11 protein-coding genes and 1 pseudogene are annotated in these 18779 nt (G+C 55.4%); 10 read left to right on the top strand and 2 right to left on the bottom strand.

Features of this window, described 5'->3' with window-relative positions:
* The first annotated feature begins 7 nt into the window (after nucleotides 1–7).
* From DMG62_18310 to DMG62_18265, 10 genes are all read left to right on the top strand, one after another.
* On the top strand, nucleotides 8–958 hold the full coding sequence (locus DMG62_18310; protein PYY21493.1) for a hypothetical protein: 951 nt from the start codon (nucleotides 8–10) through the stop codon (nucleotides 956–958).
* Between the two features lie 51 nt (nucleotides 959–1009).
* Nucleotides 1010–2374, top strand: coding sequence for a 6-phospho-beta-glucosidase (locus DMG62_18305; protein ID PYY21492.1), 1365 nt, complete (start codon nucleotides 1010–1012; stop codon nucleotides 2372–2374).
* A gap of 167 nt (nucleotides 2375–2541) precedes the next feature.
* Nucleotides 2542–3405 (top strand): inositol oxygenase, encoded by an 864-nt coding sequence (locus DMG62_18300; protein ID PYY21491.1) that lies wholly within the window; start codon nucleotides 2542–2544, stop codon nucleotides 3403–3405.
* 264 nt (nucleotides 3406–3669) lie between these two features.
* Entirely contained in the window at nucleotides 3670–6648 is a 2979-nt protein-coding gene (locus tag DMG62_18295) for a hypothetical protein (GenBank protein PYY21490.1), read from the top strand.
* Nucleotides 6645–9116, top strand: coding sequence for a hypothetical protein (locus DMG62_18290; GenBank protein PYY21489.1), 2472 nt, complete (start codon nucleotides 6645–6647; stop codon nucleotides 9114–9116). The genes DMG62_18295 and DMG62_18290 overlap by 4 nt, the downstream gene beginning before the upstream one ends.
* Before the next feature lie 20 nt (nucleotides 9117–9136).
* A complete protein-coding gene (locus DMG62_18285) occupies nucleotides 9137–10495 on the top strand; it encodes a hypothetical protein (protein PYY21488.1) in 1359 nt (452 codons plus the stop codon).
* 12 nt (nucleotides 10496–10507) lie between these two features.
* A complete protein-coding gene (locus DMG62_18280; protein PYY21487.1) occupies nucleotides 10508–10855 on the top strand; it encodes a cupin domain-containing protein in 348 nt (115 codons plus the stop codon).
* Nucleotides 10856–11125: 270 nt separating this feature from the next.
* Nucleotides 11126–11362 carry a type II toxin-antitoxin system prevent-host-death family antitoxin gene (locus DMG62_18275; protein PYY21486.1) on the top strand — a complete coding sequence of 79 codons (237 nt, stop codon included), beginning with the start codon at nucleotides 11126–11128 and terminating at the stop codon, nucleotides 11360–11362.
* 157 nt (nucleotides 11363–11519) lie between these two features.
* Nucleotides 11520–11747, top strand: a complete 228-nt coding sequence (locus tag DMG62_18270) for a hypothetical protein (protein ID PYY21485.1) — start codon at nucleotides 11520–11522, stop codon at nucleotides 11745–11747.
* A 158-nt stretch (nucleotides 11748–11905) separates the two neighbouring features.
* Entirely contained in the window at nucleotides 11906–12436 is a 531-nt protein-coding gene (locus DMG62_18265; GenBank protein PYY21484.1) for a cell shape determination protein CcmA, read from the top strand.
* Between the two features lie 1074 nt (nucleotides 12437–13510).
* On the opposite strand, the pseudogene DMG62_18260 reads toward DMG62_18265, so the two are convergent.
* Nucleotides 13511–14800 (bottom strand): annotated as a pseudogene (locus DMG62_18260) (glycoside hydrolase).
* Between the two features lie 204 nt (nucleotides 14801–15004).
* Nucleotides 15005–18712, bottom strand: coding sequence for a TonB-dependent receptor (locus DMG62_18255; GenBank protein PYY21508.1), 3708 nt, complete (start codon nucleotides 18710–18712; stop codon nucleotides 15005–15007).
* Nucleotides 18713–18779: the final 67 nt, after the last annotated feature.

Raw genomic sequence — 18779 nt, 5'->3', positions numbered from 1 at the left:
TCGCGTAATGGCGCTTGCCTTCGCGCGTTCTCCTCAACAATTACTCATCTTCGGGGAGTTCTATCTTGACTTGGTCTTTTACGATCTACCGGATGTTCCCAGATTGGGAGAGGAGGTCAAAACTCGCAGTTTCGCAGAACTACCCGGAGGAGGATTAGCAACTACGGCGCTGGTAGCCGCTGGATTGGGCACACTTACTGCCGTAGTTACCAGGATAGGACAGGATGCACGTCTGAGCCCGGCGTGGCAGAGGTTAGTTAAGAGCAAAGTCTCTGTTGAAGCATGCGAATCCTCTTCGCAGCTTCCGACCGCGCGAACCGTATGCGCCTCTTATAACGGCGACCGAATGATGATTACTCATGACGCCATCAATGAGAACTTGCGCAGCCTGCTCGATTTGCCGAAGGTGAGAACACAGCTTCGGGCGTCTAAACACGTTCATTTGGCTTGCGCCCTTTGGCCAATTAGAGCCTGGCTCCCTGCAATCCGGCGTCTGCGCTCCCAGGGACTCACTCTCTCCGCCGACATCGGATGGAATCCTGAGATGTTTCAATCGCGCGAGCTTCCTCGTTTGCTGGAAGAACTCGAGTTTACGTTTCCCAATGAGATGGAGGCTCGCGCCATGACACAGGAACGAAGCATCGAAAGCGCGCTCAAAAAGATCGCTCGGTCGGTCCGAGTTCCCGTTATCAAGCTTGGCGAAGGTGGTTCCATTGCATTTCAGAACGGGAGGATTGTGCGGGCGAAATCCATTCGCGTTCGCTCGATCGACGCGACCGGCGCCGGCGACGCTTTCAATGGAGGCTTTCTTCACGGCTATCTTGCAGGATGGGATCTTGAGGAGTGTCTGCGAGCCGGCAATGTTTGCGGCGCACTCGCGACCACCGCTGCCGGCGGCTCCTCTGCGATACCGACGCAAAGGCAATTGAAGCGGCTGATGAAGACGACTGCGCATTGAGTTGAAGCCAGTATCCATTTAGATTAGCTAGGCCACGACAACATCACCGTCATGAAGATCGCAATCATCGGAGCTGCGGGGGTCAGAACTCCCCTTCTCATACATGGGCTTGCAGAAGCCCGGTCAAAACTTGGCATCGATGAACTTGCATTTTGGGATACAGATTCCGAACGTCTAAGAACGATGGGCCGAGTCTCAGCTGCAATGGCGAAGCGGAGCGGTCTCGCAGCGAAATTAAGTGTTTGTTCCAATCCAGAACAAGCCGTCGCTGGCGCGACGTATGTGATTACCAGCGTGCGCGCAGGTGGAATTGAAGCGCGCGTGAAGGATGAAAACATTGCGCTGGCACACGGACTCGTCGGCCAGGAGACCGTAGGCGCTGGCGGATTCGCCTGCGCTATGCGAAATCTTGCAGTAATGCTGGAGTATGCCCGGCTCATCGAACGAGTTGCTCCACGCGCGACCGTCGTCAATTTCACGAATCCCGTGGGAATCATCTCCCAGGGCCTTCTGAATCACTCAACAGTGAAGATCGTCGGCGTCTGCGACACTCCCCTGGAGACCTTTGAACTGATCGCAACTGCACTCGGCAGAGATCCGTTCGAGCTTGAATTCGATTATCTGGGACTAAATCATCTTGGCTGGGTGCGTGGCGTTCGTGATCGAGACAAAACAGAACTGCTTCCGAAGCTCCTCTCGTCCCCCAAGTTGATTCAGAAGTGTTACCGGCATGGCTTGTTCCCCGTCGAATTTATTCAGCACTTGGGACTGCTTCCGACAGAGTATCTCTACTTCTACTACTTTCCCGATGCGGCCTATCGCAACACCAAGCGAAGCGGACAATCACGCGGGCAAGCCATTTCATTGATGAATCAAGCTCTCTTCAGCAAATTAGCGCACGCTGCCGAATCTCAATTGATCGAGATCTATGAAAATTATCTGCGCGAACGAAATGCCTCATATTTCAGCATCGAGGCAACAGCAGGAGAACGTCGCGAGGGAGGCCAGGCGCTCTACTCGCAATTCTCGGGATATGAACGCATAGCCACACTGGTTCTTCAAGCGCTCCATTCGGACTCAACCATACCAATACCGCTAACTGTCCGAAACAACAGCGCCATCGAAGATCTTGATGCCAACGATGCGGTCGAGCTGCCATGTGACGTTTCCTCTGCAGGAGTCAACCCTCGCAAAGTGGGACGTGCTCCAGCAGCCGTCCGTGGGCTGCTGCTGCAAGTAAAGGAATACGAACGTCTCACGGTGCGCGCCTCGGTAAACAGATCAAACGAAGCTGCCTTGGCGGCATTGGTTACAAATCCTCTTGTCGGACGCAAGGAAGTCGCCGGAGCAGTCCTCTCGGAATACATGCAAGCCTTTGGGGACCAAATGCATCTGCAAAGCATCGTGACCATGTGACGTAAGCCGACTGGCAAGCATAAGTTGCTGGAAACAAAGCTGTTTCAGCCATCTATCCAAAGACACTTGCGTAAGCAGCACCTGGGCGAATGCCGCTGGTGAATCTGTTCGGATAGGCCTACAATAAATACCGAAACGTTTCGGCAATTCCGGAGAGGCAAATCGCCATGACCACATCGAGCACTCGTCCAGCGACCGAGCCGCTTTCCAATTTGGAACAGTGGGATGACTTCGTGGAGGGTCGCTACAAAGAAGGCAAATCGGAATCGCAATTCCGTCAGTACGACGCTCAGGCGAACCCGGGAGTTGCTGAGTTCTATCGGCTGAACCATCAGTATCAGACGCTCGATTATGTGCTCCAAAAAGAGAAGGAATATTTCGGCCTGAAACGTGGCGTCAAGAGCGTGTGGGAAGCCGCCGAATATTTGAACACCTTAGTGGATGATAGCGACCCCGATACGGACCTCACACAGCTCGAGCACCTTCTGCAAACCTCCGAGGCCATTCGTCGTGACGGCCATCCGAGGTGGATGGTGCTCGTGGGCTTCGTCCACGATCTGGGCAAATGTCTGTGCCTTTACGGGGAACCACAATGGGGCGTAGTTGGAGACACATTTCCAGTAGGCTGCGCATGGTCCGACCAGATCGTCTTTCCCGAGTACTTCGCCAACAACCCCGACCGGAATGCTCCGAAGTACCAGACGCAGTACGGAATCTACGAGCCAAACTGCGGACTGGAAAATGTACACATGTCTTTCGGCCACGACGGCTACATCGCCGAAGTCATGAAGCCATACCTGCGCGACGAAGCTCTCTATATGCTTCGCTTCCACTCGTTCTACGCGTGGCACCGCCATGGCGCTTATCAGCACCTGGAAAACGAAAAAGATCGGGCGATGCTCGAATGGGTGAAGAAATTCAATCCCTATGACCTGTACTCGAAAGGTCATACCAAGCCAGACGTGAAGGAACTGAAGCCTTACTACGATGATCTGTTCGCGGAGTTCCTGCCCGAAAAACTGGCGTGGTGATCAGTAAAGCCGACGCAGGCCGACCGACGTTTACCCAGCCACTAGTGCGGCCCTACTGAGCTTTTATCTGTCTAGTGCTTCCCAGATCGTTGCCAGGTGATGGTCATCGTGCTCGGCGACGAAGTACAAGCCATCCACCAGCCGCATAGGCTGCTTTAGTCGCAGATGGAGCATGGACACCCGAAGCTCCAGCGAGATAGCCAGCACCCCCATTTTCGGTCATAATGGGCGACTTCACTGGACACATAGCTATCAGGGGCTCTAATGGGGGTGCAATCCATGAACTTGCCGGACGTGCGTATTGCGCACGTGCTGGCGGTGGGCGTAGCGGACGCGGGTTCCGGTGCTCCGGAAGAGCAGCGGGTTGTTCATCGCTTGATGGAAGCTCTTCAAGGCACGCCCAAGTTTCAGCGCTGTCAGAGGCGGGGCGACGCACTTTTTCTTGCCTTTAAGCATGATCTGGCGGTCGTCTTTTTTGATTCCCCGGAAAGCGCCGCTTGTTGTGCACTGGAACTCGTCTCTCCCCTGGCTCGGATCGCATCTCCGAAAATACGTCTTGGCCTTCACACCGGCCCAATTCATTGTGAATCCGGCGGTGACTCTCCTCAAATTTCCGGAATCAGCCTCGCGGTTGCTCGACAGATCATGGAGTGTGGGGACGCAGGTCACATTCTGGTTTCCAATGCGGCTGCCGATCTGCTGAGCCAGTTTGGACGTTGGTCGGAAATGATGCACCCGGCTGGTGAGTTCGAACTCGCTAATGGAATCCAGCTGCAGGTCTCTAATCTATGCAAAGGCGGCTTGGGAAACCATTCCACCCCAGAGCGCTTTCTCCATCCCAAAACCGAGGCAAAGGATCCGCTCATTGGCAGGAGCGTGAACCATTACCTGGTGCTGGAGCGGCTTGGCGCGGGCGGCATGGGAGTGGTCTACAAAGCAAAAGACATTCGTCTTGACCGCAATATCGCGATTAAATTCCTTGCGCGCGAGTTGTCGAATCACCGCTCGCATTTGGAGCGCTTCCAGCGCGAAGCTCGCTCTGCTTCCGCGCTGAATCACACGAATATCTGCACCATCCATGACGTTGGCGAGTGGAAGGGATGGCACTTTATTGTGATGGAGCTTCTCGAGGGCTGGACGCTCAAGGAGCTGATGGCGCGCGAGCCGCTGCCGATTGAGAAAGTGTTGCAATATGGGACTGAGATCGCACAGGCATTGGAAGCGGCACATGGGCGCGGAATTGTCCACCGTGATGTGAAGCCTGCGAACATTTTTGTAAATGCCCAGGGACAGATCAAAGTCCTGGACTTTGGTCTGGCGAAAGTTGAGCGCAGACGCGGGGCTGTCGCCCGAGTGGGTATGGGTGGCAATGGCGGTTTAGCGACAGTGACTGCCGAGGAGAGTGCGACAAGTTCTGGCGAATTCGTCGGCACCGTTGCTTATATGTCGCCGGAGCAGGCTCGCGGCGAGGAACTCGATGGCCGCTCGGATCTCTTCTCATTTGGCGTGGTTCTGTATCAGATGGCTACGGGAGTGCTGCCGTTTCGCGGAGATACCTCGGCGGTAATCTTTGACGGCATTCTGAATCGCACGGCGCCCTCGCCAGCGACTGTGAATCCTGCCGTGCCGCGCGAATTGCAACAGATCATCGAGCGAGCGCTGCACAAGGATCGCGCCCTTCGATATCAGACAGCGGCCGACATCGGCCTCGATTTGCAGAACCTTGCCGCCGACCTTCGCCACAAATCGATCTCACCGGCTGTGTCTCCGGTGGCCACAGCGACGGGCGAAATTGCGATTCTTTACAAGCGCAATGCTGAACCCGACGAGCAGATCCTGCGGCTGCTCGAAACCGAATTGGTACGGAACAGTTATCGCGTGTTCATTGATCGTCACCTGCTCGTAGGCATGGAGTGGGCGCGCGAGATCGAACGGCGCATTTGTCAGGCTGAGGCGGTGATTCCTCTGCTCTCTGAGTCTTCTGTTAAGAGCGAGATGCTGGCCTACGAGATAGAAATTGCGCACGAGGCGGCTCAGCGCCAAAAGGGGAAACCGCGTATTTTGCCGATACGCGTGAATTACTTCGACCCTTTCCCGGACACGATGTCGGCCAATCTCAATCCTCTGCAGTATGCCGAGTGGAAGAGTCCGGCAGACAATTCGGCACTCACGCTGGCGGTACTCGATTCATTGCGGAATCCTCGCCAGGAGCGGAGTCCGCTCAAGCTGGAGGCCGTCGGCGGCGCGGTCCCTCTGGATTCGGCCTTCTACATCGTGCGCCCCACAGATGACGACTTTCTTTCCGCGATCGCTCGCGAGGACAGCATTGTCCTCATCAAGGGCGCGCGCCAGATGGGCAAGACTTCCCTCCTCGCGCGCGGCCTCTCGGAAGCACGAAAATCCCGAGCCAAAGTTGTGCTCACCGACTTTCAGAAGCTGAACGCCGCTCATCTGGAATCGATCGATTCCTTTTTCCTCGCGCTCGCCGACGCCATCGCCGAGCAACTCGGGTTCGACGACATTGTTCCCGAGCAGTCCTGGAACCCCAGACGCGGTCCAAGCATGAACTTAGATCGCTTTCTGCGGCGCGAGATTCTCAGTCGTGTGGAAACGCGCCTGGTGTGGGGGATGGATGAAGTCGACCGGCTCTTCTCCTGCAAGTTCGCCAGCGAAGCGTTCGGTCTGTTTCGCTCGTGGCACAACGAACGTTCGCTCGATCCGACTGGTCCGTGGCAAAAGCTCACCATGGCGATAGCGTATGCGACGGAAGCACACCTCTTTATTACTGACATTAATCAATCGCCCTTTAATGTCGGCACTAGGCTTTATCTCGAGGACTTCACTCCCGAGCAAGTTGCCGAGCTGAATCGCAGATACGGACATCCGCTGAAGAATTCCGCCGAGCTCACTGGATTTTACGAGCTACTGGGAGGCCATCCATATCTCACGCGCCGCGGCCTGCATGAGATGACGGCCCATTCTGCGTTCTTCGATAAATTTTCTGCGCGTGCTGGACGCGACGAGGGACCGTTTGGGGATCATCTACGCAGAGTTCTTGTGATGCTCGCGCAGGAGCCGTCGATCTGCGAAGTCGTGCGGTCCATGCTCGCGGGCCGACAGTCAGGAACGCCCGAAGACTTTTACCGCTTGCGCAGTTCCGGCATCGTGCTCGGAGAACCAGGGCACGACATGCGAATACGCTGCCGGCTCTATGAGAGCTATCTAAAACAACACCTGTTATGAGCACGCGCGCCGCCATTTCGAGTGACAGCTTCTTCATCGCCGGAGGTACGCTGCGTCGCGATGCCGCCTGTTATGTGGCCCGCGCGGCCGACGAGGATCTCTATTCCGCACTCCATCGTGGCGCAATCTGCTATGTGCTCACTTCGAGGCAAATGGGCAAATCGTCGTTGATGGTCCGCACGGCGGCGCGCCTCCGCGAAGAAGGATTCTCCATCACTGTGCTCGACCTCACCGGACTCGGCCAGAACCTGAGCTCCGAGCAGTGGTACAACGGTTTGCTGGAGCGCATCGCGCAGCAGCTTGAGCTCGAAGACGAGCTTGAAGAATTCTGGTTCGATCACAAGCATATTGGCGCCATGCAGCGATGGATGGCTGCCCTGCGCGAGGTTGTGCTGCCGCGCTGTCCGGGAAAAATCGTCATCTTTGTCGATGAAATCGACTCCGTCCGCAGCTTGCCGTTCTCAGCCGATGAGTTTTTTGCCGGCATTCGCGAACTCTACAATCGCCGAACGCATGATGCTGAGCTGAATCGCCTGACCTTCTGCCTGCTCGGCGTAGCAACTCCATCGGACCTGATTCGGGACACGCGCACCACGCCCTTTAACATCGGGCATCGCATTCAGCTTACCGACTTTACCGAACACGATGCCGCCCCCTTGTGCGAAGGACTGTCCGCAAATCCTGATACTGCTCGCCGACTGCTTAAGCGAGTGCTGCACTGGACAGGCGGACATCCTTATCTGACGCAGCGGCTTTGTTTAACCCTGGCTCAAGAGCGTGCCAGCACTCCTGCCGCAGTCGATCGGATTTGTCAGGAGCTGTTTCTGTCGCAGAGAGCGCGCCAGCACGACGACAACCTGACCTTTGTGCGCGAACGCATCCTGCGCAGCGAAGTTGACGCCATCAGCCTGCTCACGCTATACGCCAACATCTGGAGCGGTAAGCGCGTACGCGATGACGAAACTGATCCGCTCATTTCCGTACTGCGGCTCTCCGGAATCACTCGTTCCCACTCTGGAACGGTGGAAGTTCGCAATCGTGTGTACCGGCACACCTTCGACCGCGAATGGGTGCAGACAAATTTGCCTGGCGCCGAGGTCCGGCGTCAGCGCGCCGCGTATCTGCGCGGATTGAAATTGGCTATGGCAATCGCGGTCCCACTCATTTTGGGAATCGCTGTCTACGCCTACCTCAGCGTGTATCGCGTGAAAACAACCATCGAGCCGTATCGCGCCAAAGCGCCGGAACCGCCTGTGTTCTGGGCATCGTTTACTCCGCCCAGCGCCGTCGCTGCCGAAACGGGAGCTCTCCTGGTGAAGAGCAGCGAAGGCAATGCCCTTGTCTTTATCAACGATCGTGAATATGGACGTACAAGTCACTCCGGCACGCTCTTGCTCCAAGTCCTGCAACCCGGCAAATACACGGTCAGAGTAGAGAAGCCGCAATTTCAAAGCGTCGTTCAAACGGCGGAGGTGCTGGCAAACAAAGAGACGCAGCTTCTCTTTAAGCTGCAGAAGCAAATCGTCCTCAGCACCGCGCTCGCAGTTCGGCAGGGAGTGCCAGGCGCGAAGATCTCGATCGATGCCGTGGACGTAGGCACTGTCCAGCCGGATGGAACCTTCTCTGCTGATGTTCGACCTGGGATGCACGCCCTCACGTTTGCGAAAGATGGCTATCTCTCGCGGCAGATCAATCAGGAGTTCTTGCTCGGCAAGCAGGTCGTTCTTGATGGACAGTTGCGTCCCGATGTCGAACTCCAGAACTGGCTGGCGCTGGCAAATAGTCACGATCCTTCTGCCCTCGAAGCCTATTTACGCACCTATCCAAGCGGACGATTTGCAGACCAGGCCCGCGCCCGGGGCGAGGAACTCGAGTGGAACACTCTCCGCAACACCAGGGATCTGGTTGCGCTCGACCGCTTCCTGAATAAGTATCCGCAGGGACGCTACAACTCGGCGGCTCGCGCATTGGCTGCCAGGCTGCAGCAGGAAGAATTTGATTGGAGAACCGCCCACAATGGGAAGGATCCTGGCGCTTTGCAGGCATTCCTTAAGACCTATCCAGAGAGTCCATATGTGGAAGATGCGCGAGCGGAGCTTCGCAAACTGCAAACCGTTTCCACAGCAGCCGCTCCAGTTCATTCGGATGACGCACAAGCGGTTCGAGCAACGTTGATGCGGTTCTCCCAGGCCTTTACGCAAAAAGACGCGAATCAACTGGCAGCCGTGTGGCCCAGTCTGCACAAGCAGGAACTCAACAAAATAAGGACCTCCTTCCGCGACGCCGAGTCCATTCAGATGGACCTGAAGTTTTCCGATCCCCAAATTGACGGAGCGCATGCCACTGTGACATGCTTGCGCTCCCTCCAGTACATCTTTAAAGGCGGCATTCGGAAATCGGAATCCAGTACTGTCACAATTCAGTTGGGCAAGCAGGCCGGGCAGTGGATGATTGAGTCTGTGCAGTAAGCCTATTCAGGGGACTTACGGTGAAGACCACGCTTCGCGTGATGATGTGTGTGTTGGCGCTGTCCTTAGCTGATCCATTTATAGAAGCACAAGTCTGTCCGTCCAGTACCAATTCGGGAAAATTGATATGCGGGATTCCCCAGCTGTATGGTCCGGCTGGGCTCATACTGCCAAATCCGAATCACCAGGCTCATTTTCAGGCGAGCTTTCAACAAAGCTTCACGCCACTCAACTCTGCTCTAAGCCAGGAACTCTCGATCCTGCCGCTCGCTTCGCCGGCTTCCGCGATTACTTTCACCTTCGATAAAGCTCTGGGAGTGTTCACGCGGACAACCGAAAGCTATGGTCCCATTTTCGGCGAACGAGCCGAAACCATCGGCCGACACCGACTCTATCTTGGCGCAAACTATCAATTCTTCTCATTCGATAAGCTCGATGGGATCGATTTGAAGCATCTGCCCGCAGATTTCAAGCACATTGAATTCCAGATCAACGGACAATTCCCGGAGTTCGAGAAAGACTACATCGTCACGACCAATCGAATTGATCTCAAGCTGCACCAGTTCACGATGTTTGGCACCTTTGGACTCACCAACAGGATCGATGTCTCGGTTGCGATTCCCATCCTGGATGTGCGCATGGGTGTAGCGTCGAGCGCGCACATTGTGCGCATTCCGGCCTGCGAATTGGCGGGTAACTGCAATGACCGTTCCTCGTTCGGAGGCGAATATCACTTCTTCGACGCCAACAATCCGTTCGGCAGCACCGATCACACTTTCACGACGGCACGAAGCGCAGCAGGACTTGGCGATGTAGTCTTTCGGCTTAAGGGCACATTAGTCTCGCGAGAACGTCTGGCGATCGCCGGCGGAATCGACGGCCGCGTGCCCAGCGGTGATGAACTGAATTTCCTGGGTTCCGGAGCTTGGGGTATCAGACCGTTCATAGCCGCTTCTTACCGTGCGCGTGTATCTCCGCACGTGAACTTCGGCTATGGATGGAATGGTGATTCGATATTAGCTGGAGACATTTCCACTGGAAAAACCGCGCGGTTGCCTAATCAGCTTTATTATTCAGGCGGCGTGGATGTACGACTCACGTCACGCGTCACGCTTGCGACCGACCTTCTCGGGCAAAGAGTGCTGGGAGGGGAACGCTTGAGCACGGTTCCTTTCACCGACATGCAAGGTGCCGTGCACAACGATATCGCAGACATCCAGCCCTCAAAAGGCTCGTTCCTGATGAACAATCTTTCAGTTGGTGCGAAGTATGGTATTTATCGAAACCTTCTACTCACCGGAAACATCTTTTTTACTCTTGACGATGGTGGTTTACGTGCCAAAGTAGTCCCGCTCGCTGGTCTTTCGTACACCTTTTAGGTCCCGCCCATTATGCATGTGAACATGTTTGAATTTTCAGAATTACTGGCAAGCTCCAATCAGAGATACCTGGAATTCGTGCGAGTTCCGTCGTTCAGCGTCGGCATCTATGTATTAGATGAAGGAGACGCCGATAAGCAGATTCCGCATGCGGAGGACGAAGTTTATTACGTTGCCAGTGGACGCGCGAAAATGAAGGTTGGCGCCGGAGATGACATCAGGAGTTTCAATGTAGGTCCGGGCACGATCATCTTCGTGCCGGCTCGAGAGCATCATTTGTTCTACGACATCACCGAGCGGCTCGCAGTCCTGGTATTTTTCGGGCCCAAGGACTCGGCGCGGCGCGCTCTGTCGATGTAAACGGCTAGTTTGTGCCTGCCGAAGCGAGATGATTCCTGCACAAAGACTGGCGCGCCCGATCGTCGTTGATATTCGAAACTTCGCGCCATAAATGCTTTGATTTCCTCGCGCTTAGGAGAGAGTAACTGATAGCCAGAACGCAGGTCCTCCAGCAGCATGGCAGCGTATTTCCATCTACGACGCCTGCCCGAACCAAATCCGGTCGTTCTGGCTATGGCATTATGACCATAGTCTAGAGTTCAGGATGATGCTAGGGGACACCCCGGAATTATGAAGACTAAGAGCATGCCGGCGGGCGAATTCAAGAACAAGTGTCTGGCCGTCATGGACGAGGTGCAGGCAAAGTGCGAGTCCGTCATCATCACGAAACATGGAAAGCCTGTTGCGAAACTCGTGCCTGTGGATCCCGATCAACATGACTTCTACGGGGTCATGAAGGGCAAAGTCAAGATTCTTGGTGACATAATCGGGCCAGTGATTCCTGACGACGAGTGGGAAACGGACTAGTGCTGGTCCTCGATACGCACGTCCTGGTCTTGGCCGAGCCGACACGGCTGTCGAGAAAAGCGACGGCAGCGATCGAACATGCCAGAAAGCGCGCAAGCGGCCTTTTCGTCTCCGATGTTTCTCTGTTCGAAATTGCTAATCTAATCGCGCGAAAGCGATTGGGCTAAGTGTCTCCTTGGAGTCATTCTTAGGCGAGGTCGAGTCGCGCTTCACGATCGTGCCAATCAATCGCCATATCGCGGCACGATCGCTTCAACTCCCAAGTGCCTATCCGAAAGACCCAATGGATCGGATTATTGGTGCTACTGCCTTGGTCGAGGACCTATCTCTAGTTACAGCCGATGAAGTCATTCAAAGAGCTCATGCGGTAAGAACCATCTGGTAGCAATGAGATTTGAAACTCTCTCTTAACTCCTTAGGAAGTAAGGCCTCCGTCATTGTGCCGACCAATCTCCGGCCATGACCTTACGGCACCTATTCAGAAGTTCAACTCCGAGATAGAACATCCTCACCAACATCTTTTGTTAAGAGGATCATGCCCCCATGTGGAGTCCCTCACGTCCGAACGGCAGTCCATCGCAACCCTCAGCACCAGAGCCCAAGCCTACTTCCACGACTGTGAGCTCCGCTCCAGCTGTGAAAAGTCCACGTTCCGATGAGCGGATCACCTATATCGGAAAATCCCTTGTCATCAAGGGAGAGGTCAGCGGCTCGGAACCGATCCACATTGAAGGCAAGATCGAAGGCCCGATTTCACTGCGCGATTGCCACATAAACGTTGGACGTGACGCCGTTGTCAGTTCGAACATGCAAGCCGGCGAAGTGATCATCCGAGGGACGGTCGACGGGAACGTTACCGCCAGTGATCGCGTGGAAGTTCACAGCGGCGGCAGCCTGACCGGCAACGTGTGCGCCGGACGAATCAGCATCGAGTACGGCGCGTACTACCACGGAAAAGTGGACATGCGCCTCCCTGATCCCAAGGCGCATTTCTCGACGAACGATAGTGATTCCAGGAAAAAGTCAGAGTCCGTTGCGACGCGTGAGGAAGCTCCGGCCCTGGCTACATACTGATCTTCCGCCGCCGCGGGAAAACCCACGGGTAAAACGACTTGCGATTGGACGAATGCCCACCGGTCACTTAGACCTATGGTTTGCTTTGCTTCAACGAACCGCGGCCGAGTTCCAGTTATCGTTTCCTATTTTGAGACTACTGGCCAACAGCCGCTCCGCATCGCCGGCGCTCAGCTGACGTGAGTGTGAATCGCGGCTTGTTGAATTCGCTCCCGGTCCTGACGAGCGATACTCTGCGTAGTATGCAGTCTCCAGCGAGTGGGTCTCGCCCGAATGCCATTCGCTCCATCCTTTTGGCGCAACTTGAGCCTGCAGCTCCGTATTGAGAAAGACTACAGAAGCATACGCACGCCAGGGTCTTCCCAACCACAGCTCGCCCACGCCCTCGGCCGCAGTTACTCTGCAATGGTCAAAAATGTATCCACTTTCCTGACCGGGATAGCGTTTGCTTTGCGCCGTGAGGTACACGGTTTTGTGCGCAATTGCGTGGATTTCGCAGTTGCGAAACAGCGCCTTGCTGTCACCAAAGATAAAGTCGACGTGCCCCTCAATGTAGCAATCTTCAAAGTACTGTCGTGCGGGAATGCACGGACCCGTATCCGACGCGCACGATTTGGCCGCCGCAAATAAGGTGTCCTGCGCTCCCAGAAGACGCACGCGGCGGAAGACTGCTCGATCGCCCTGAACCGAGAGCGCGACCGCCTGCGCGCCTTGGGTTGTCGTGGGACTTCTTTGGCTGAAATCGTTCTGGAATGTAATTCCTTCGGCATAGAAATTGTCGCCGGTCACGTTGACCGTCGCGCTCTTGAATGTTCCGCCAGCACTGCCCGCGCTCTTGTCAAAGACAATGACTGTCGTGGAGGGAATCTTTTCATCGCCAATCAATCGAACATTCGCTTTCGAGATCTCGACCACCTCACGATACGTGCCTGGGCGCACATGGATCGTGCCTCCTGTTTCGGGAAGTGAATTGATGGCTTCCTGAATGGACTTGTAATCACCCGAACCGTCCGGAGCAACGATGATCGGATGGTCAGAAGTTGCCTGCTTTTGCGATGGGCCTGTGGCCGGCGCGGGAAAGGGAACGAACCGGCCATCGCAGCTCGGAGCTTCCGGAGCGCCTGCCTTTCCATCGACGATCACGTTCTCTCCGCTTGGCACGAAGTTGGTTCCGCGGGGACCGATGGCAATCCTCGCATTCGCAGCACGAACTTGCTTTGGGTCGTAGGAGTCAGCCCGAACCCCATCGAGGCGAATTCTCAGGAGATGCTGAAGATCGCTGCCGACGAAAGTCATCTTACCGAGAGTCATCACGTGAACACTGTTCAGCTTGATGCCCTCGAAGCTTGGAACATCAGTGCCGCGCTCCGTGCTGTAGTACGGATCGAAAACCAGAGGCTCCTTCACGTTGCGAATGCAGACATTCGAATAGGACACGTTGCGAACCACGCCGCCGCGAGTCGAGTTCGACTTGATGCGAATTCCATTGTCAGCTCCGTCAATCGTTAAGTCGCGAACCTCGATCGCCTCCACACCACCATTCGTCTCGCTGCCGATCGACATTCCATGACCGGTGTAGAAGTGATCGTCTGCGATCGTAATGTGCGACGCGGGACCAGCCGAGCCTGCCTTGATAGCAACGTTGTCGTCTCCTGCATGAATGTAGGAATGCAGGATGCTCACATTCGTTGATGATGATGGATCGATGCCGTCGGTGTTGCGCGCCGTCTTAGGCGAGTCGATCTTCACTTCCCAGGCAGTGAAGCCGTTCGTGCGGCTGACGATCACGTGGAAATTCGGGGAGTTCTTCAGCGTGATGCGATACAGAATGAAATTGTCCGCTCGCTCGGCAACGATGATCCTCGGGCAATTCTGATATGCGTTCTTTACCTTCGCTTCTTGCGCAAGATCCCACCAGCTCGTCGCCGCATTCAGCAACTTTGAGCCACCGCGACCGTCGATGATTCCGTCGCCCATCACGGCAGCGGCGGTGTCCGCTACGTGGATGAGCGGCTTGCAACCTCGCCGCTGCTGAGCTGTCACTGTTCCACATACGCCAGGATAGACATCAAACAGGCGCGGATCTCGCGATGCGAGGAGCGTTACGCCGGAATCGATCAGAAGGGTAACGGCATGCCGCAACTCCAAAGGCCCAGAAAGGAACGCGTTCTTTCCCGCTTCGCCACGCAGCTCTATAGCCTTACCTGGAGCGCAGGAGTCAATTGCCTCTTGAAGCCGAACTGTGTCGAGTTTTTGTTCGTCAGCTTCTGCAAGGACGCCAGCCTTCGCCGACAGAGCAGCTGTCAAGGTTGCGCAGACGGCAGGAATATGCGGCTCAGTTACGGTGCGCGTATCTTGCGCCAGCACTGGAGAAATCAGAAGCAGCGAATTGGCTACTGCGAACAACCAGACGCCAATTCCCGAAATGGTCGGAGATGAGAAGAGCCTATTGCGTGCGATGTGCAAGATAAATTGTGGTGCAACTTCAACGCTTAGAGTAGCCCGATTAGGAAAAAGGCACGGATTGAGCCGTGCCCTTCCTTAATCCCCTCGTCGGGTACGAATAGCCTAGAAGACGAAGCGCAATCCAATCTGCAGCTGTCGCGCTCGATTGGCCTGGGTAGTAATCAGACCGAAGTTCGCACTCGTCACCTGAGTATTCGGCGCTCCAAACGTCGGATGATTCAGCACATTGAATGCTTCCATGCGGAACTGGAAGTACTTACTCTCGGTGATCACAAATCTCTTGATCACCGATGCGTCGAAATTGTTGATGCCGTCCTGCCTCAGATTACTGTACGTGGTTGGGAGTGTGCGCAGATGGAATTGGAACTGCTGCCCTGAGGCAGTAACGAAATGTGACATGTCGAACGAGGCTCCGTTCACTTGGCGGCTGTCGACACTCGTCAGCGGAAACGTTGTTGCAGCCTGCGGCACACCACTGCCGCCATTCGGACACGCGCCCGCGACCGTTGCAACCGCGCAGAGCGGATAATCTCCCGGATTGTTCGTGCTGCCGTTCATCCACAGAATCGGAGCGCCTGTCTGGTAGGTGTAAATGGCATTCGTGCTCCATCCCCCTAACAGACTGTTTACCCAGCCTGATTCCAGATTGATCAACTTGCCTCTTCCAATCGGCAGCTCATAATTCGCTGCGAGCACGAAATGATTGGTGTGATCGAAGGGCGAGACGCGTTTTTCCGGCGCAAGATCAGTCGCGTTCAGCCACTCGTCACGCTCCATGAGCTTCGACCAGGTATACACGCCAATTAACGACAGTCCCTGCGAGAGCCGCTTCTCCACTCGCGCGCTCAAACTGTGAAAATTTGAGCTTCCCACATTGGCATTGCGTTCCGTAACGCCCGAGCTGAACGTCGTCGAGTCAACCACAGGAAACTCCGGGAACGGAGCCAGAAGTTGCCGTACGGTTGTTGTAGAGCCGTTCAGACTCGTACCTGGAATCAGCCCGGCAAATGGATTGGCGACTGAGGCAGTCAGCGCGCTGTTCACGGCGGTGTCGCGGTAAGGCAGCGTACTCAGGTATTGCCGTGGAATTCCATTGAACTGGGTAAATGCGAGGGGAAGGTGAACCGCGTGGTTGCCGATATAGGCAATCTCCATCACGAGGTTCGGCGACAGCTCCTGCTGAATGCCAAACGTCCAGCGTTCGGAATAGGGGTTCTGCATTTTGCCGTCGAAAAAGGTGATGTTCTGACCGTTAAACGTCGCCAGCCCGCTGGCAGAACCAGTCGGCTGCAGAAAGCCAGTCGGGAAGGGATTGCTCAGCGTCGCACTGGGAACGAGGAAATTGCTCGGGATTACTACCGGTGTTGTCGCGCTGAAACCCTCCTGCGTGACGATCGGGCTGCTCGAATACGAGCCGGTGGGATTCAGATTCGACATCGCGATCGGCTGCACGAACATTCCGAAGCCGCCGCGAAATACAGTCTTGCCTCCGAATTTGTCAGGACTCCAGGCGAAGCCGACGCGCGGACTGACGAGATTCGAAGTGTTGTCCCAAATCGATCCATCCTGCGGTGTGGCAAACGTTAGGCCTCCCGGGACCGCGAAGCTTCCGGCTGGAATCTGCGGAATCGGCTTCTTGCTGTACGCAGCGATGGCGGCAGCTGCGATCGGATTCGCCGACGTGGTGTCGAAACCGTTTACAGTTCTTCCCAACTTCTCCGAGTAAGGATTATCGCGGTCGTACCGCAAACCAATATTAATGGTGAGGTTGTGCTTGATGCGCCAATCGTCCTGCACAAACAGCGCGTAGTAATAGGAAGTGTAAGTACCGCGAGTGTTCACGTCGTAAGAACCAGAGGTCGGAACGCCGAGCATGAACGCAGCAAAATCCTGTCCGAAGTTCGAGGCCGGAGAGTTGGCATTCGGTCCATTTGTCCAGGAATTGTTGAAACTGTAAGTTCCGCTTGACGCTCCGAACGTCTGCGCGTCCAGCAAGTAACGACGCGCGTCCACGCCGAACTTCAAAGTATGCGCACTGAGCTGCTTCACAACGTTGCCGTAGATCTGATACGACTCAGACGGAATCAAGTCAGAGGTCGTAGCTCCGAAGCAATCGAAGCTGGCAGCCTGCGTAGTATCGCTACCGCAGCTGGTGCCGAAGCTGATCGCAGGAAGCTGCAGATAGCGACTGTTGCTCACCGTGTAGGCCGGGAAACCAAGCGTTGTTGGATCAAATCCCGCATTGGGCGACGGATGCGCCTCTCTCAGGCGCGTGTAGTTCGCCCGCACATCCAGCACTGTCGTTGGACTAAATGTGAACACCTCGTCGACTGAGCCACCCCAGTTTTGTCGAACCAGCTGCGAGCCAGTCGTGTTGTTGTTGAAGTAGTTGTTCTTCGATTGCAGCTGGTTGTTGTGCCGAACGTTAAACGCGAGCCGGCTGCGATCGCTCATCGCCCAATCGATACGCCCCAGTTCGTTGCTGTAATTGTCATCCGTCGTAACGGAATTAGCGAAATTACCGTAGCCAGTCGAGTTTCCTGAAAGGTTTGGCTGCGGATAAAACTGCAGATACTTCGAAGCCACCGGACTCAAAAGTTGTTGCGGGATCTTGTTGCAAGGAGTTCCAGTGGCCTGTGTACCGAAGCCTGCCCCAGGCGTGAGATTCGGCGTGATCGGATTTCCGGCCGCGTCGCAGAAGAAGGATTTCCGCGCAACGGTCGAGCCGCTAGTTACGCCGCTGTAAGGATTGTAGATCTGGAAAGAACTGCCGAGATTTAGCAGCGCAGAAAAATCGCCATTCCTCTCTGCTGCTGTTGGAACCGTCAGAAGTTTCGTGTTGGGCTGACTATCGGTGAGTCTTTCGAACGCCGCGAACCAGAAGAGCTTGTTTTTTCCGCTGTAAACCTTCGGAACATCTACTGGACCTCCAGCCGTGAAGCCATACTGGTTCAACTTAGTCTCTGCGGCAGCAATTCCTGCTCGATTATTAAAGAAACTATTGGCTGCCAACGCTGAAGGTTGAGAGAACCAGTAGACGGAACCGTGCATGTTGTTGGTTCCGGTCTTCATCACCTGGTTGATCGTGCCGCTACCGGTGTGCCCATACGATGCATCGCCATCGAAGGCCTTCACCTTCACTTCCTGCACCGCGTCCTGAGGCGGCGCATACGCAACCCGATTGTCCCAGGTAGCGTTCGGAGCGCCATCCATCAGGATTTCCGCCGTCTGCGATGGTGTACCACCAATGCTCCACGCCGAGGCTGCGCCATTATCAAATGGATGCACGAGAGAGGGTTGTCCAGTGGCAATCACGCCGATTGCGAGTTGAGCCACCATCATCGGATTACGGCCATTGAGCGGAAAATCCTCGACTTCTTTTGTGGTAATGCTCTGGCTAATGGAACTGTTCGCAACTTCCAGCATCGGAGCGTCAGCACTCACAGTCACTGTCTGGCTCGCTTGCCCGACCTCCAGTCGTAAATCGATCAACGGATGATCGCTCGACGCAAGCGTGATCCCCCTGCGCACAAAAGACCGGAATCCCGCCGCCGCAGCTTCAATCTGATATTCACCTGGAGGAAGGAACGGCAGGTTGTAGTGACCGCTTGCGTCAGACTTCGTCGGCGTCTGCACGCCGGTGCGCATTTCCGTCGCGGTCACATTTGCGGCGGGAATCGCGGCTCCCGCCGGATCCAGCACCGAGCCGCTGATCGTTCCTCGGCTCTCCTGGCCAAATATGCCGAGGCTAGAGAAAAGAAACCCTGTGAATGCAAGCGCCACACGGCAAGCCCGGATGCTGTTCTTCATTGAACACACCTCGAAAAAGATGAATGCCGCAGGAAAGGCTCGCTGCTTAAACGTCCCTTCCACGATG

It is taken from the genome of Acidobacteriota bacterium, assembly GCA_003225175.1.
Classification (GTDB): domain Bacteria; phylum Acidobacteriota; class Terriglobia; order Terriglobales; family Acidobacteriaceae; genus Gp1-AA112.
Note: the sequence above shows the minus strand (reverse complement) of the source record. Positions and strands in the feature narration are given on the sequence as shown.

Coding starts and splice junctions, on each gene's coding strand:
- DMG62_18310 (PYY21493.1), top strand. CDS start 8: ATGGCGCTTGCCTTCGCGCGTTCTCCTCAACAATTACTCATCTTCGGG.
- DMG62_18305 (PYY21492.1), top strand. CDS start 1,010: ATGAAGATCGCAATCATCGGAGCTGCGGGGGTCAGAACTCCCCTTCTC.
- DMG62_18300 (PYY21491.1), top strand. CDS start 2,542: ATGACCACATCGAGCACTCGTCCAGCGACCGAGCCGCTTTCCAATTTG.
- DMG62_18295 (PYY21490.1), top strand. CDS start 3,670: ATGGGGGTGCAATCCATGAACTTGCCGGACGTGCGTATTGCGCACGTG.
- DMG62_18290 (PYY21489.1), top strand. CDS start 6,645: ATGAGCACGCGCGCCGCCATTTCGAGTGACAGCTTCTTCATCGCCGGA.
- DMG62_18280 (PYY21487.1), top strand. CDS start 10,508: ATGCATGTGAACATGTTTGAATTTTCAGAATTACTGGCAAGCTCCAAT.
- DMG62_18275 (PYY21486.1), top strand. CDS start 11,126: ATGAAGACTAAGAGCATGCCGGCGGGCGAATTCAAGAACAAGTGTCTG.
- DMG62_18265 (PYY21484.1), top strand. CDS start 11,906: ATGTGGAGTCCCTCACGTCCGAACGGCAGTCCATCGCAACCCTCAGCA.
- DMG62_18255 (PYY21508.1), bottom strand. CDS start 18,712: ATGAAGAACAGCATCCGGGCTTGCCGTGTGGCGCTTGCATTCACAGGG.